The organism is Desulfosporosinus youngiae DSM 17734 (assembly GCF_000244895.1).
Taxonomy (GTDB): domain Bacteria; phylum Bacillota; class Desulfitobacteriia; order Desulfitobacteriales; family Desulfitobacteriaceae; genus Desulfosporosinus; species Desulfosporosinus youngiae.
Genome location: NZ_CM001441.1, coordinates 905,406 through 921,069, shown reverse-complemented (window position 1 = coordinate 921,069; position 15,664 = coordinate 905,406). Strand labels below are relative to the sequence as shown.

Here is a 15,664-nt window from a genome sequence, read left to right as displayed (position 1 = left end):
CTCCTTATTTCCATTATCCAATGGCCTAACTATAGGTCGACGTTATTCTCGGTATCTCTAAAAGTCCACCTTCGATTCATCAAAAAGTTACTCACAGGAACCACTACTACTACCATACATTGACCAAATAGATAGTTCCATCTTAGAACATAAACATCTATGAACATGATAGCACTATTAAGACCGAGTCCAATAAGAGATACTATCGTGTAATAGAAGAATTGTCGCGAACCTCCATTTTTTATACGGAATGTCCATTTTTGGTTTAAATAATAAGAAATTAATAGAACCAATACAAATCCCGTGGCGGAACTTATAACCGGATCAAGATGAGTTAATTCGACTAATGCTATAACACTGGAAAAATGGATGAGTGTGCCTAATAATCCTACCAAACCATATCGAATGATCACAGAAATTTGAGTAGTTGACTCCTTTAAAGTGTCCATTCTTCTTCATTTCACATCCTTTTAATCTGGGCACTGGCGTCAATATTATCATTAGACCCGGAAAAAATGTTCTCAGTGACATTTTCTGCTAATCCATGAACTGTCTTTTCCCAGTAAAAAGGCTTGAAAATCAATTGCCACGCCGCCTTATAGGCTGCTACACTCATTAACATCCAGTATAGCGGGGTCAAGAGCGCGTACTTAATAATTCTAAAAGAAAGGGCATAATCACTTTTGGCGTGGAGTTCCCCGATAACCCTATAAACACCAGCGACATTGCTAAAAACAAACAGAAAATTACCTATAATCAGTTCAACTGCAGCAATATAATAAATTGGCCCAGGGAACATCATAGGAATCATGTGGTTATGGGTTAAATACCACAATAAGATTAACGTCCATAAGAAAGGATTGATTAGCGGAAGAAGCGGAGTTGCTAAAACGATTACTTGCAAACCAATCATTCCCCGGGTTCCAATTTGACGCCATAATCGAAATGGAAACCTCATATGAACGAACCAAGTCAACATATACCCCTTTATCCAACGTGATCTCTGTCTTATCCAGTTTCCAACGCGGCTATTCGCTTCCTCCCAAGTCCTCGAGTCAACAATGCCCGTTGTAAAACCTTCTCCGTATAACCGTATCCCGAGATCTGCATCCTCTGTGACATTATAAGGGTCCCAAGCATTCAGCTTTTTTAAAATCTCAGTTTTAAAATGATTTGAAGTGCCGCCAAGGGGGATGGGAATGTCCAATTGCATAAGCCCAGGCAACAATAGATCGAACCACATGCTGTATTCCTGGGTAAACCACCGAGTTAGCAGATTCTGTTCACTATTAAAATAATTCAGCTTGGCCTGAATACAACAACACGAATCAGGACTCCGATTAAATGCCAGGTGCACTTTCTTAAGCTGATCAGGTTCAGGCCTATCTTCAGCATCATAGATAACTACATATTTCCCTCTCGCATGAATTAATCCATAATTGCAAGCCTTCGGCTTTGTCTTCGGCTTAGAATGAGGTACAACAATACTCGTATAGTAGTATGGTAAGTCCATAGAGTTAAGGAGCTCCTGCGCCTCCACATCATCTTCCTCAATCAAAAGACGTATATCCAGCTTAACTTTGGGATAATCAAGCCGCTCAAGATTCTCTACTAATTTTCGAATTACACTGCTCTCTTTATACATAGGTACTAATATAGTATAGACCGGAAGATCACGTTCATCTATGGCAGCAAGCTCTTCATCCGAAAATCTTATTTGAGAGGTAGGACGGGTGCCACGAAAAATCATTAAGAACTTTAAGACCGATACGACGAAATAGGCAATTTGAATAATTATATTAATCGTTAAAAAAGTTTTAAATATATCTAAAAACATACCGATTATCACAACTATAACAATAATAACCAAACCAAGGGTTTGTCGTTTTGTGAGTACTGTCTGTGCTGATTGACCAGGGCTATCAATCGCTAATTTCTTAGTACTAATGTCCATCAGCTCACTCGAATATGCCTGTCTCCAAAGAGATTCCAGTTCCGTATGTGTTGCCAGTACTTGTTCTACATTATAGCCTAGCATTGATTCTAAAGAGTTGATTTGATCTTTGGTCAAAACTTTTTCTACGGCAACTACCACTTGATTAAGGCTTGTGTGCACAACAATTGCTTTATATTCACGTGCGATTTCTTCCGGGATTTTTGAGGAATAGATTGCAAACTGAGATCCAATCCGCCCAATACCCTGCTGAGATGCGATAACTCTGAACAACGTATGTGCTTCCACCAAACCTAATGAGAGAATAATATCACCTAGTAGACCGCCGCTTTTCCGTTGATACTCTAGGGCTAAACTCAGTTGTGCTTCAGTTAATATACCTTGATTAACCAGCATCTCGCCAAGCTTTAATTTCTGCGGAATTAGTTGAGATACTTCCTTAATTACACTCTCCTCTATCCAACCAAAATCAATCAAAATATTTCCCAGTCGGCCGCCATAAGTTTTTTGATGATTTAAGGCCTTTTTTAGCTTCTCTTCTGAGATTAAACCCTTTTGAACTAGTATATCTCCTAGACGAAGAGGGCTTTGACTGTTCATTTAACACCACCTAAATTTTAGAAAGTATAATTATTTTGTCCCAAAGAGGCATAAATGTTTGGGGTGGTATTCACTTTATTCGTCTCCTCACAATGCGCAAGGCCCTCATCAATGGACTGTGCCCATGTTCTTTGGCTAACTACATATCTCGGTCGGCCTTTGACCTCATCATAAATCGCCGCAATATACTCTCCCAGGATACCGATGCTCAGCATGATCATACTATTCATACATAGTAACAAAAGAATCACTGTTGTAAAGCCAGTTACCGCTATACCCACAAATTTCATATAGAGGGTTTGGATACCAAGCAAAACTGCACCTACAAAAGAAAGCATCCCTAATATTGTAACAAGGCGTAAAGGCCAGGATGTAAAGGCTACAACAGCATGGAGGGCTAAATTAACAAGAGTAATATGACTCCAACTTGTCTTGCCGTCGATTCGAGGAGCCACATCAAATTCTAGTTCAACTCGCGGGAAACCCAACCAGGCCGTCATACCGCGAAAAAACGTGATACGTTCCGGCATCTTAGCCCAAGCTTCAACAACAACTCGGTCCAAAAGCTTAAAATCGCTGGCTCCATGCAAGTCTTGCCTTGCTAACTTTTTAATAAGTCCATAAAATATCTTTGTACCAAGCCGATAACCTATAGATTCCTTACTACGTGACTTCTTTACGCATTCAATAATTTTTACGCCCTTTGTCCGCCATTGGTCAATCATTTGAGGAATAAGGTCCGGCGGATGTTGAAGATCCCCGTCCATAACGATAACAGCCAGTCCTCTCGCATGCTCCAAACCGGCGCATAAGGCCCGCTCCTTACCAAAATTCCTGCTTAAGCGGATACCTTCTAACTCTGGAATCTCGTCACGAGCAAGAGTAATTATTTTCCACGTATCATCAGTCGAACCGTCATCTACGACAATTAATTCAAAGCAACAATTAGCCTTTTGAATAAATGTAACGATGGTTTTAAGAGACTGACTCAAATGTTTAGCTTCATTCCAGACAGGGATAACTACAGATACTTCAACACCTGAAGGATTCATTCGACTTCGCCTCCTGTACTTTTGGTGACTTTATATAGTCTCCAGTTTCCTCCAAAGTCTTTGACAAGTTCCGCCCAGTCAACTCCGTGATAAAATAAGTTTGGATAAGTATTATTGATAGCGCTTATTACAGCCTCAGACCCGGGTTTTGGAATCAAGATATAATTTACTCCAAATTTTCTAGGGTCTGCGATAGCATCTTTAAAATAATAATCGCTAGTAATATAAAAACGCTTAGGAAAATGACTTTGCAGAATAATAAAAAATGCTGAAAATGAATCCGTTAGAATGATACTCTGAGGGTACTCTTTATCTAAATACTCAGCAACTTCAATATAATGTTTCCAATCATAGTAAGTCTGACTACGTTTTCCAAATGAGTTCTGCAGAAACGTATTTTCATCAGGAGCGATTGACGGCTGGGTAATAGCATATGAAAGAATACCGTAATTCACTATCATTGCAGCTAAGGGAATCATTATTTGCCATTTACGTTTAAGCTTACTCAGCTCATAAGGCAGCCAAGCAACCGAAACAGGCAACACATACATAAAATATCTCAGCCAGCCTAACGTCATACCTGCCATTAACATTACGATTTGCAACATCGGAATGGACATAAATAACCCAAGCAAAATCAGTGTGTCCCACTTAAAAAGTCTACGATTAAAAAGCCTAAGAATTAATATGGCTATTAATGGGGTGGAAAACACAGCAATTTTTTTAAGCGCGAAGTAACCTGCATTTATTGGATTATGAACCATAGATGCATACATGGGGCTGCTTAAATGTCCTTCAATCTGAGCTGTATTTGTGTATTCTCCGTTCAAAAAATTCAGAGGATTATCCATAATGATCCAGTTTAGCAAAACCCAAACGATCATTGAATAGCAAAGTGGTGGTGCTAATACCGACAGCATTCCTTCTGTTCTTGACCATTTATAGCGAAAAGGTCCTTCATCAGGAGGAGGCGGGTTTTTATGAAAAAACATCGTAGCAATCATACAAGCGAGAAACATACTAAATCCAAAAGGTACTGCTTCGTACCTGCACCAGAAAGAAAATGCCAGTGCAAAACTTGCTGTCACTAAGTCTCCCAGCCGATTATTATCAAGCCAATTTAAAAAACACACAATACTTGAGATTAGAAAGAATATAAAGGGTGCATCGCTCAAACCATTAAAGCCGAACAAAAAAATCATTGGGTTTAAAGAAAACAGCAAAGGAAAAACAACAGCACTCCAGCGCGGAAGACCTCGTTGGATAAAGGCATATGCTAAAACACTTGCAGTTAACGAAGCAAATATGGCGCTCATTAATAAACCTGAAATTCCCTTTGTAGCCATGGCTGGAATCCAAGGATAGAGCAATAAAAAAATCATATCCACCATACTTGGGAGAGGGTTCCACACAAATCCAATGGCTCCAAGATGAGGATCTCTACTATATAGTACATAGAAGGCATTTGCGACTCGACTAATTCCATCTCCATGATAATATCCAACATAAACGTTATAGTAATAACCTGCTAAGCATTCAAGCATAAACACAGTAATTCCTGTCAGCCATATTAGCTTTTTGTCTAAACGTTGGATTTCAATATCATGAAGATTTTTTTGCATGCCTTTTACCTCTATTGCAAGTTTCATTGGGATTCTCTGAGCAGTTTTTTGAATTACTGCTCAATTATTTTCTCATCCGTTAAACTTATAAGGTCTTGATGGCTTATCTTCTAGGACTCACTTATATTATCGATAACCTTATACAATCTCCATCTTGTTCCAAATTCCTTGGCAAGCTCTAACCAATCAGAGCCGTGATCATATAAATTAGGATACGCGTCATTGATAGCGCTAATAACGGATGAAGAACCAGGCTTAGGGACAAGAATATAGCTGACATTATATGCCTCGGGATCAGAAATGGCATTTTTAAAGTCATAATCACTAGTTATGAAAAAGCGCTTTGGATAGTTGCTATTCAATATAATCAAATATGCTGAAAATGAATCAACCAGAATATTACTAGAAGGATAGTTCTCATCTAAATAATTCGCGATCTCCATATCTTGTCTCTGGTCATAATAAGTCTGATTATGCCGCCCTAGAGAATTTTGTAAAAAAGTGTTCTCATCAGGGGCTATTGAAGGTTGTGTAATTGCGTAAGAGAGAATACAAAAATTTGCGATCATTGCAATTAGCGGGATCAAAACCTGCCATTTTTTCTTTAATTTACTTAATTCGTATGGCAACCAGGCAAATGATACTGGTAAAACATATAGAAAATACCTTAACCACCCTAACGAAGTACCCTTTATTAACATTATTACCTGCAGGATTGGAATAGAAATTATCGTTCCGATCAGAATTAGTGTATCCCACTGTAAGAAACGGCGATTAATTAATCTCAGAAGCACGATTGATAGAAATGGAGCCGAAAATACTAATACCTTTTGAATAGCAAAGACGCCAGCATTTATAGGATTATTAAGCATAGCCGCATATATCGGATTATTTAAATGACCTTCTATCTGGGCAGTATTGGTATATTCTCCATTTAAAAAGTTTAAAGGGTTATCCATAATAACTGCATTCAGCAAGACCCATAAACCTATTGAATAGAAAAGGGGTGTCACTATTACGGCAAGTGTTCCTTCCGTACGCGACCAGTTATAGTGAAAGCGTCCTTCATCAAGAGGTTTTGCACTTTTATATATCAGCATTGTAGCAATAACACTGCCTATTACTATACTGAATCCGAAGGGTACTGCTTCGTATCGGCACCAGAAAGCCGTAGCAAGTGCAAAGCTTGAGACAGCTATGTCCCCCAAATCATGTGAGTCAAGCCAATTTAAAAAAGATATTATACATAGGATCGTAAAAAATATAAATGGTGCATCACTAAGACCATTAAAGCCCGCTAAAAAGATCATGGGATTTAAGGCGAATAATAGAGTAAAAATTATGGCGCAGCCACATGAAAGCCCGCGTTGAATAAAAGCCTTGACTAAAATTCCCACTGTCAACGATGCGAACAAAGCACTCATCAGCAAACCAGCAATCCCTTTAGTCGCCATTTCCGGTATCCAGGGATAGAGCAGCAAAAATACCAAGTCTACCATACTGGGAAGAGGGTTCCATACAAACCCAATAGCGCCCAAGTGAGGGTCCCGGCTATATAATACATAGAACGCATTCGCAACTCGACTGATTCCGTCACTGTGGTAATAGCCAACATAAATATTGTAATAATATCCTGCTGCACACTCCAGCAAAAATACAATAATCCCGGTCAACCAAATTGCCATTTTATTTATACTTTGAGTTCGGTCATTTTCTTTAATTGGGAAAGCCATATTTGATACCTCAATTTGAGCTTTGAATTTGATTAATCCTTTTTAATATAAACTATTGTCCCATTTCCTTCCCTTTATTTTAAATTAAGCGATCCCTCGAAAGGCCTAGTTGAATAAGACTTTAGACCTATTGACTATGACCGTATATTGTATTTACAGTATCGTATAAATGAAGATATCAGTCAATAGGTAAAATCAAACTGTAGCTATGAAGTGCTAGTTATAGGAGTCACCTGACATCACCATTGACGAACATGATATTACTCTCTTTTCAGATTTTAGTAAAGAGGAATTAAATCATTTTTGAAGCTTTCATAGGTTTCAAGCATCTGGCATAATTATAGAAACATTTCTTCGCTTAGAGCTGTTCTTTAGTACTTAAGTTAAGTGGAGCAAATTTTTATGTCAAAATTAACAGAATAGTGGTATTGTTATATTAAATAAATTTGGCTTTAACAAGGAGGATATGGAAATGGCTGATCATGTATCCTATCAAGGAACTGACGATTACATAGTTTCGAATGATCTACGCAACAGTGTCAATATTTCCGTTGCCTTAAAACGACCTCTCTTGATCAAAGGGGAACCCGGAACCGGTAAAACCGTCTTAGCAGAAAGCATCGCCCGTTCTCTAGGTCTGCGCTTAATCATCTGGAATATCAAGTCAACCACCAAAGCCCAAGACGGCCTCTACGTCTATGACACGGTCCAGCGGCTTTACGACAGTCAATTCGGAGAACAGAATGTCTCTGATATCAAACGCTACATTAAATTAGGCAAACTCGGTGAGGCCTTCGAATCCACCGAACGAGTTGTTCTCCTGATCGATGAAATCGACAAAGCTGACTTAGAATTTCCCAATGATCTGCTCTGGGAATTAGATGTCATGAACTTCTACATCCCGGAAACCGGGGAAACCATTACTGCGCGGAATCGACCGATAGTGATCATCACCAGCAACGCGGAAAAAGAACTCCCTGATGCTTTCCTGCGGCGCTGCATTTTCCATTATATCGACTTCCCCGACCAAGCAATGATGGAAGAAATCGTTCAGGTTCATTTTCCTGATTTAAAAGACAAACTGCTTGCGGAAGCTTTAAAGTCGTTCTATTGGCTGCGCGGTGTCAACGGGCTGCAGAAAAAGCCCAGTACCAGCGAACTTTTGGATTGGGTACAAGCCTTAACCATCGGAGGGATCACGCCGGATAAAATCTCTAAGGAAATCCCTTTCTTAGGCGCGTTGTTAAAGAAAAATCAGGATTTTGATCTAGCCTTAAGACAGCTTCACATGCGCGGGACAGATAATTCATCACGCACCACGAGTCGTGGCTGGTAGGGCAGATTATGTATACAAACTTTTTTTATCAATTACGACGCGAAGGGGTTCCTGTTTCGATCACAGAATGGATGACCTTAATGGAGGCTCTTTCTGCAGGCTTGGCTGAATCAAGCCTTTCAGGGTTTTACTATCTTGCCAGAGCCGTCCTAGTCAAAAGTGAAAGTCACTTTGATCAATATGACCTGGCCTTTCAAAGGTATTTTCAGGGGATCGAGACTCCTGAACAATTATTAGATCAGGTGTCGAAATGGATGGAAAATCCGCTGCCTCCCAAAATGTTTTCTGAAGAAGAGCGCAACGAACTGCTGAAAAAATTAGGTTTACCTGATTGGGAGAGTTTAAAAGCCGCTTTGGAAGAACGTCTACGCAAACAAGACAGCCCTCATCACGGCGGGAACACATGGATCGGAACCGGGGGGACTTCCTCTTTTGGCCACTCCGGTTTCCACCCCGGGGGAATAAGAATCGGTGGACAGTCACACGGTCAATCCGCGGTAAAGGTGGCCGGCGAACGAAATTACCGGGAGTATCGCAAAGATAAAACCTTAGGCGTGCGCCAGTTTGAAGTTGCTTTACGCCGCTTGCGCCAATTTAGTACCCGAGTTGATGGAGCAAAGGATCAGCTTGACCTGGAAAATACCGTCGATGAAACTTGTAAAAATGCCGGACAGCTGAAGCTGGTTTGGACAAGGCCGCGCAAAAACACAGTAAAGCTGATTGTCCTGATGGATGCTGGCGGGTCCATGGCCCCTTATGCCAAAATCTGCAGTCAGCTCTTCTCTGCCGTGCACAAGTCAACTCATTTTAAGGATTTAAAATTTTATTACTTTCACAACTGCATCTATGATCTGCTCTATTTAGACGCCAGCTGCAGTCCCAGAAGGGCTGTCAAAACCACGGATACTATAAATTTGCTTGGTACAGATTATAAGGTCATTATCATAGGGGATGCTGCTATGGCACCCAGCGAACTTACCATGATCGATGGCAATATCTTTTGGGATGTAGGCAACGACGAACCCGGCATTACTTGGCTGCAGCGCTTAGCTAGGAAATTCCCGTATAATGTTTGGCTCAACCCCATACCTGAGAAGTACTGGGAACGGGTTCACGGGTATCAAACCCTAAGCTTGGTCCGCAGCGTCTTTCCCATGTATGAATTGACTTTAGAAGGGCTTGACCTGGCCATTAAAAAACTGATGGTACGGAAATAGGAGAGGAACCGCAAAGGGTTCCTCTCCTATTTCATACAAATTCAATTTCCAACGGCATTCTCTCAACGATTTCCTTTAACTCAGGCCAACAATGCCTTGTCGTTTGAATCATGACTTCACCCAATTCTTTGTTCGTGGTGGTCACAACTCCTAAATGCCCCAGACCCTCAACAAGCTTGCAGAGCAGTTGGATTTGTGATCGATCTATGCGCGCTTTAACGATGAGGTCAATATCCGAAAGCTGAGCGCTTGCTTGTTCTGAAAAATTCATCGGCTCGTCCCCTAATTCTTCGTATTTCTTAAATGAACTCTATCTCAAAAGGCATCTGCTCTATAGCCTTCTTTAAATCCGGCCAACAATATTTTGTCGATTGAATCATGACTTCTCCTAAGGCTTTGTTTGTTGTAGTGACGATGCCCAAATGCCCCAATCCCTCGACAAGTTTATCCAGCATTTGCATTTCTGCCCGTGCTAAACGCGCTTTAACGACAACATCAGAATCTGAAAACAGAAGGCCGGATTGCTCTGCAGGGTTATTGCTCATAGCTTGTCTCCTAATATTAATTCTACATAGAGATTTCCGAATAATGCTATTCATACTTACCTAAGCCAATTAACTATCTAACGGCAATACCTAAAATACACCTGACGGTATAACCATCCGGTTCGGCCTAATCATTCTGCCTGTATACGGGCATCCATATACCTACTTTTTCTCACGTTTCGCCCGTCTCAAAATACTATAGGGCAGAATTTTTTGGGGTACCGTCAATCTTATCTTCTGTTGTGCATGACGAGCCACGTCTAGTGGGTTTCCTTCTATGTCCCACATCTCCTTAATTTCAAAGGACCAACAGGCACCCTGGGGAGTCAGGACTTCTAAGACCTCTCCCTGCTTAAAATTGTTCCGCTGCTCGATCCAAGCCGTGTTTGGATCGTCGGAGTCTGGGAGAGGAGCTTCGATTTCAGTATCATCCAACCGAACTCCTACGAAATCATAGTCCCGAACATAATGAGAGGATACCAAATTATGTGATTTTGCGCCGGGTTTGCCGAAGAGAAAACCGGCTGAATAATCCCGGTGGCTGACTTTATCCATCTCTTCTAACCATTGGGGGAGCTTTGCCTGAAAGGCTTCCTCTCCTTGATCCCAAAGAGTGTCGATAGCCTCCCGGTAGACCTTGACTGTGCTGGCAACGTATTGAACACTTTTCATTCGCCCTTCAATCTTATAGCTATCAAGATTAAGCGGTTTTAACAAGGGAAGATGCGGCAAAAGGCATAAATCGTGGGAGTTAAAAACATAAGTCCCCCGCTCATCTTCCTCAATCGGAAAGACCTCCCCAGGTCGCTTTTCCTCCACAAGGGCGTATCCCCATCGACAGGGCTGAGAGCACTCCCCACGATTAGCATCCCGTCCGGTCAAATAGTTGCTTAGCAAGCAGCGGCCGGAATAAGACATGCACATCGCTCCATGGATAAAAATCTCCAGTCCCCCATCCACTTTAGCCCGTACAGCCTTTATCTCCTCCAGAGTCAGCTCCCGAGCGAGAACAACCCTCTCTATCCCTTGCTTCAGCCAAAAACGAACGGAAAAAGAATTTGTGTTATTAGCCTGGGTACTTAAATGAAGAGAGAGCCGGGGTGCCACTTCCCCTGCCAGCTCGATAACGCCCGGATCTGAGACAATCACCCCATCTACACCCAGTTTTTCTAATTGCTTAAGGTAAGCTGGAAGTTCCTCAAAATCCGGCTCATGGGCAAAGATATTCACTGTAACATAAAGCTTCTTTTCAAAACCATGGGTCCAATTTACGGCTCGCTCCATTTCTTCAAAACTGAAATTTCCGGCATAAGCCCGCAGGCCAAAGGCCTGACCACCCATATAAACCGCATCCGCTCCATAGGCCAGAGCATATTTTAGCTTTTCCCAATCTCCCGCAGGAGCTAATAGTTCAGGTTTATTCACGAAGATCTCCTAACTTTCAACATCTTTTTCATAACACCCCTTGACGAGGTGCCTTCTGACATATTACAATACAGAAAATCATCATGCAAGACAATGACGAGAATTAGTAAGTCTTTGAGGAATGTTTTAGCGAGTCAGAGACGGTGAGAGTCTGATACACTTCCCGTAAACCGAATGGATCTCAGAGTCGTAATCTGAACACGTTTATGCGTTAGTAGGTGACACCGGGGGTTTCCCGTTACAGAGACACGGATATCGAAAGGGCGACTCTCCGCATCTGCTTATTTTCTCATGAGGCGCATCCTGCTCCGTATCTAAGCTTGAAATTTGGGTATTTTACTATTGTAATTTCCCATAACAAAAGGTGGCATAATGGAAATCAACTTTCTGTCCTTTTCAGGATAGAAAGTTTTTTATTTTTTAATAAGAAATAGGAGGTTCATTTATCATGGAAAGAGGTTATTTTGGTGACTATGGCGGAAGTTTTGTCCCGCCCCAATTAGAAAACGCGCTGACTCAATTAGACGAGGCTTTTGAAAGGTATAAAGATGATCCCGACTTTAATAAGGAACTTGACTATTATCTGCGTCAGTATGTCGGACGCCCCAATCCCCTCTACTATGCAGAAAAGCTCTCTAAACAATTAGGTGGTGCTAAAGTCTACCTCAAACGTGAGGATCTTAACCACACCGGAGCCCACAAAATCAACAATGTCCTCGGACAAGCCCTGCTTGCTAAACGCATGGGAGCTAAACGTATCATTGCTGAAACCGGAGCCGGACAACACGGTGTAGCTACAGCAACTGCCTGTGCTCTCTTTGATATGGAATGCGTAATCTATATGGGCGAAGAAGACACAAAGCGTCAATCCCTGAATGTCTTCCGCATGGAACTTTTAGGGGCCAAAGTCGTCTCTGTTACATCAGGCACACGTACTCTGAAAGATGCCGTGGATGCAGCTTTAGAGGACTTCGCAACAAACTATGAAAATACGTTTTATATGTTAGGTTCTGCCGTGGGGCCGCATCCCTTCCCCTCCATCGTCAAACACTTCCAGGCCATTATCTCAAGGGAAGCACGTCAACAAATACTTGAAGCGGAAGGTAAACTTCCGGATGCCGTTATGGCCTGCGTCGGCGGCGGCAGTAATGCCATTGGCATGTTTGCCAACTTTATCAGCGATGCATCCGTTAAACTGATTGGGATCGAGCCGGCCGGTTTGGGCCTGGAAACAGGTAAACACGCCGCCCCTCTCTCCGCCGGAGCCCCTGGAATCGTACACGGCTTTAAATGTTACGTCATGGCCGACGAAAATGGCGAACCCCTTGCCACCCACTCCATTTCCGCAGGCCTCGACTATCCCGGTGTCGGACCCGAGCACAGCTACCTTAAAGACATCGGCCGTGCAGAATATGTCAGCATTACCGACGATGAAGCTCTCCAAGCCTTCCATCAGCTTTCCCGCACAGAAGGCATCATCCCGGCTCTGGAGAGTGCCCATGCTGTCGCTTATGCCTTAAAACTTGCTCCTACTATGAATCCCGACCAAATCCTGATCGTGAATATTTCAGGCCGCGGAGACAAAGACGTCGAGCAAATCTTCCAGCTAACTCAGAAGTCCCGATAACGAGGCACTGAATCAATAGAAACGACAAGAAGGATACCTCCCCCTAGCCTAAACCTGAGATGGATTTTGCAAAGCATCCCGTTAAACCATAGCGGGTGCAAGCGCAAAATCCATTTTGCTTTCATCACACTCACTGATACAATTCCACATTCTTTAAATGCTCGGCATAGGTTTCAGCAAAGGCATGATAACCATCATCCTTCGCTACATAATAGCGGTAATTTGTTTGGGCAGGGTTCAACACTGCCTGCAGAGAAGCATGTCCGGGATTAGCAATCGGCCCCGGCGGAAACCCTCTGTGGAGATAAGTATTATAGGGAGAAGGAATCTGAAGATCTTCATAGGTCAGCTTTGGTTTAGGAGTCTCAAGCAAGAACTGGATGGTGGCATCAATCTGCAGGGGCTGGTTAATCTTTAAGCGATTCATTAAGACCGAAGCAATTAAAGGACGGTCCTCTGCTTTCATCGCCTCTTTTTCAATCAGAGAACCTAAGGTAACCCATTGGGCAACGGTAAGCTTCATAGTATCGAGTTGCGTCTGCACGTCTGGAGTTAGTTCTTTCGCAAACTGCCGCAGCAGTAAATCAATAGCTTCATACGGAGTTGTATTAACATAGATATTATATGTATTAGGGAATAAATAACCCTCTAAACGATGAATTCCCTTTGGAGCATCCTTTAAAAAGGGGTATGGAAACTCCCCTTCCGTAACAAGTTTCGTGTACTCTTCTTTGGTACCAATTCCTTTCTGGACAAGAAGTTCGATAATTTGTTGTGTAGTATACCCTTCTGGAATAGTGATCCTATCGGTATCCGGGGAATCAGAACGACTGATTAAACGATTGATTATTTCGCTGGGAGGCATAGTAGGTGCCAATTGGTAATCACCAACATATAACTTGAAATCTTCCTGACGTTCGCGAGCTAAAAATCTAAACATCAAAGCGCTGCGTATAAGTTGACGCTCTTGTAACTCCTCGGCTAATTGCCCTGCGGTCGCTCCGGGAGAAATCGTGATTTTTACGCTATTGCCTGAAGTGGAGTAGGGTTTAATCGCCCAACTCCACCAGGCCAAAAATCCGAAGCCCCCGACAAAGCAAAGAAGTACAATCCACCTGACTAGGCCCATCTTCTTCTTTTTTCTGGCCATTGCTCACTCTCTCTTTCGACAATTTATCTGATCCTTAAGTCCCTACGCGTAAAATACGATTTGTTGGAGCATACCAATCACGACCCAGAAACTTCTTGGTCTCATTGCCATTTCCATCACGGACGATCTGCCAAGTATTGACCACCATTCCCTTGACACCTTTTTGCTCCTGAACAACTCGACCAATGGGCAGCTTGGGATCAAATCGTTTTTCTGTCTTATAGGCTAGTTCTTTCTCAACTTGTCGTTCAATCCGTACGGAATTCCCAGTCTTCTTACCCCAGATTTGAATCGTCAAAACCCCTTGCTTAACATCTGATCGCAAATAGACTAAGCTAGGGGTATTATTTTTAAACTTAAAATCAATGTTCGGATAATTCACCGTCGCATCCTGACCGGGCGGAATATAACCTACGACAACAGCATGAGGCATCCGTTCCGTTATTTCTAAATTACTCAGTAAAACGGCATTATACAGAGTCGAGGATACTTGACATACCCCTCCTCCGGTACCCTTAACATACTCCCCATTAATAATTACGTAGGCGTCTTTATACCCAGTTTCAGGCTCTCTGGGACCTACTGTCTCGTTAAAAGAGAGAGTTTCTCCCGGGCGCAGGACTTTGCCGTCCAAAGCTTTAGCCGCCGCAGTCAGATTAACCGAGCGATTTTTCTCTTTAACTGAAAAGTTCGTGGAAAACTCCCCAATGACAGTATCAAAGGCCAAGGCTTGAATAGACTCGGTTGTAACGGATGCCGGAACTTCCGCCACTGGAATATCGATTCGTGCCGGCACCTCACTCAGAGAAATGCTTTGAATCTGACTAACCAGCTGCTCAACATTAACCGTTAGTCCGCTCTGCGCCGGATCGATGACAACCTTATGGTTTTCGATTTTATAAGAAGCATCTTTGGCGGGTCTGGCGAACTTATTTAATTTCTCATGGAGCTCTTGACTTGCTAGTACAGAATCAACTTTTAATGCGCCGGGCAAACTTACTCCGGGATGCAGCCGAATCTCTTCTATGATCTTCGCAGTATCCATCCCAATTCCTATCTCGCTTAAGGCCACCGGAATCTCTGTATCATTGTACAACAGGACACGCTTTTCTTCCAGCTTGTCCTTTGCCCAGCTTTCTATTTTGTTAGATGCTTCGGAAACTGGAGTACCGCTTAAATCTAAATCGTCAACTTTGGTGCCCTCAGGAAGGACCGTATTATTAGTGACCTTTCGTTCAGCCTGCTCTGCAACAGACGTATCACCAGTCTCCGGAGTCAGGCTTGCAGGATTACAGCCTGCCGAAACGATCAGGCAAAGAAAAACTCCCGCAAGAAAACAATTTTTGAATCTTACTTTTCCTAAAGTTGTTATAATCCTACACCTCCTTTTCCTCAACTTTAGT

13 protein-coding genes are annotated in these 15,664 nt (G+C 42.4%); 3 read left to right on the top strand and 10 right to left on the bottom strand.

Annotated features, from left to right (window positions below):
• Positions 1-29 precede the first annotated feature (29 nt).
• From DESYODRAFT_RS04345 to DESYODRAFT_RS04325, 5 genes are all read right to left on the bottom strand, one after another.
• Positions 30-449 carry a GtrA family protein gene (locus DESYODRAFT_RS04345; protein WP_007779884.1) on the bottom strand — a complete coding sequence of 140 codons (420 nt, stop codon included), beginning with the start codon at positions 447-449 and terminating at the stop codon, positions 30-32.
• An 11-nt stretch (positions 450-460) separates the two neighbouring features.
• Entirely contained in the window at positions 461-2,554 is a 2,094-nt protein-coding gene (locus DESYODRAFT_RS04340) for a cyclic di-GMP-binding domain-containing protein, MshE-related (protein ID WP_007779880.1), read from the bottom strand.
• 17 nt (positions 2,555-2,571) lie between these two features.
• Positions 2,572-3,606 (bottom strand): glycosyltransferase family 2 protein, encoded by a 1,035-nt coding sequence (locus DESYODRAFT_RS04335; RefSeq protein ID WP_007779878.1) that lies wholly within the window; start codon positions 3,604-3,606, stop codon positions 2,572-2,574.
• Positions 3,603-5,255, bottom strand: coding sequence for an ArnT family glycosyltransferase (locus DESYODRAFT_RS04330; protein WP_007779876.1), 1,653 nt, complete (start codon positions 5,253-5,255; stop codon positions 3,603-3,605). The genes DESYODRAFT_RS04335 and DESYODRAFT_RS04330 overlap by 4 nt, the downstream gene beginning before the upstream one ends.
• An 83-nt stretch (positions 5,256-5,338) precedes the next feature.
• Positions 5,339-6,961, bottom strand: coding sequence for an ArnT family glycosyltransferase (locus DESYODRAFT_RS04325; RefSeq protein ID WP_007779873.1), 1,623 nt, complete (start codon positions 6,959-6,961; stop codon positions 5,339-5,341).
• Positions 6,962-7,433: 472 nt separating this feature from the next.
• On the opposite strand from DESYODRAFT_RS04325, the gene DESYODRAFT_RS04320 reads away from it, so the two are divergent.
• Together DESYODRAFT_RS04320 and DESYODRAFT_RS04315 are read left to right on the top strand one after the other, a co-directional pair.
• The gene (locus DESYODRAFT_RS04320; RefSeq protein ID WP_007779870.1) at positions 7,434-8,297 is read left to right on the top strand and encodes an AAA family ATPase; all 864 of its coding nucleotides are present in this window, start codon (positions 7,434-7,436) and stop codon (positions 8,295-8,297) included.
• Between the two features lie 8 nt (positions 8,298-8,305).
• Complete coding sequence (locus tag DESYODRAFT_RS04315) at positions 8,306-9,514, top strand: vWA domain-containing protein (protein WP_007779868.1); 1,209 nt, start codon at positions 8,306-8,308, stop codon at positions 9,512-9,514.
• 31 nt (positions 9,515-9,545) lie between these two features.
• Here DESYODRAFT_RS04315 and DESYODRAFT_RS04310 read toward each other — a convergent pair whose 3' ends face one another.
• The 3 genes from DESYODRAFT_RS04310 to DESYODRAFT_RS04300 all read right to left on the bottom strand — a co-directional run bounded on the left by DESYODRAFT_RS04310 (position 9,546) and on the right by DESYODRAFT_RS04300 (position 11,484).
• Positions 9,546-9,785, bottom strand: a complete 240-nt coding sequence (locus tag DESYODRAFT_RS04310) for a DUF4911 domain-containing protein (protein ID WP_007779865.1) — start codon at positions 9,783-9,785, stop codon at positions 9,546-9,548.
• 28 nt (positions 9,786-9,813) lie between these two features.
• Complete coding sequence (locus DESYODRAFT_RS04305; protein ID WP_007779862.1) at positions 9,814-10,059, bottom strand: DUF4911 domain-containing protein; 246 nt, start codon at positions 10,057-10,059, stop codon at positions 9,814-9,816.
• A 162-nt stretch (positions 10,060-10,221) separates the two neighbouring features.
• On the bottom strand, positions 10,222-11,484 hold the full coding sequence (locus tag DESYODRAFT_RS04300; protein WP_007779859.1) for a peptidase U32 family protein: 1,263 nt from the start codon (positions 11,482-11,484) through the stop codon (positions 10,222-10,224).
• Positions 11,485-11,932: 448 nt separating this feature from the next.
• On the opposite strand from DESYODRAFT_RS04300, the gene trpB reads away from it, so the two are divergent.
• A complete protein-coding gene (trpB, locus tag DESYODRAFT_RS04295) occupies positions 11,933-13,111 on the top strand; it encodes a tryptophan synthase subunit beta (RefSeq protein ID WP_007779856.1) in 1,179 nt (392 codons plus the stop codon).
• Positions 13,112-13,241: 130 nt separating this feature from the next.
• On the opposite strand, the gene mltG is transcribed toward trpB, so the two are convergent.
• Positions 13,242-14,261, bottom strand: a complete 1,020-nt coding sequence (gene mltG, locus DESYODRAFT_RS04290; protein WP_007779854.1) for an endolytic transglycosylase MltG — start codon at positions 14,259-14,261, stop codon at positions 13,242-13,244.
• Between the two features lie 34 nt (positions 14,262-14,295).
• Entirely contained in the window at positions 14,296-15,657 is a 1,362-nt protein-coding gene (locus DESYODRAFT_RS04285; protein ID WP_007779852.1) for a VanW family protein, read from the bottom strand.
• Between the last annotated feature and the right edge of the window lie 7 nt (positions 15,658-15,664).

Excerpts from the sequence above, each read along its gene's own strand:
- DESYODRAFT_RS04345 (WP_007779884.1), bottom strand. The coding sequence starts at position 449 with ATGGACACTTTAAAGGAGTCAACTACTCAAATTTCTGTGATCATTCGA.
- DESYODRAFT_RS04340 (WP_007779880.1), bottom strand. The coding sequence starts at position 2,554 with ATGAACAGTCAAAGCCCTCTTCGTCTAGGAGATATACTAGTTCAAAAG.
- DESYODRAFT_RS04335 (WP_007779878.1), bottom strand. The coding sequence starts at position 3,606 with ATGAATCCTTCAGGTGTTGAAGTATCTGTAGTTATCCCTGTCTGGAAT.
- DESYODRAFT_RS04330 (WP_007779876.1), bottom strand. The coding sequence starts at position 5,255 with ATGAAACTTGCAATAGAGGTAAAAGGCATGCAAAAAAATCTTCATGAT.
- DESYODRAFT_RS04325 (WP_007779873.1), bottom strand. The coding sequence starts at position 6,961 with ATGGCTTTCCCAATTAAAGAAAATGACCGAACTCAAAGTATAAATAAA.
- DESYODRAFT_RS04320 (WP_007779870.1), top strand. The coding sequence starts at position 7,434 with ATGGCTGATCATGTATCCTATCAAGGAACTGACGATTACATAGTTTCG.
- DESYODRAFT_RS04315 (WP_007779868.1), top strand. The coding sequence starts at position 8,306 with ATGTATACAAACTTTTTTTATCAATTACGACGCGAAGGGGTTCCTGTT.
- DESYODRAFT_RS04310 (WP_007779865.1), bottom strand. The coding sequence starts at position 9,785 with ATGAATTTTTCAGAACAAGCAAGCGCTCAGCTTTCGGATATTGACCTC.
- DESYODRAFT_RS04305 (WP_007779862.1), bottom strand. The coding sequence starts at position 10,059 with ATGAGCAATAACCCTGCAGAGCAATCCGGCCTTCTGTTTTCAGATTCT.
- trpB (WP_007779856.1), top strand. The coding sequence starts at position 11,933 with ATGGAAAGAGGTTATTTTGGTGACTATGGCGGAAGTTTTGTCCCGCCC.
- mltG (WP_007779854.1), bottom strand. The coding sequence starts at position 14,261 with ATGGCCAGAAAAAAGAAGAAGATGGGCCTAGTCAGGTGGATTGTACTT.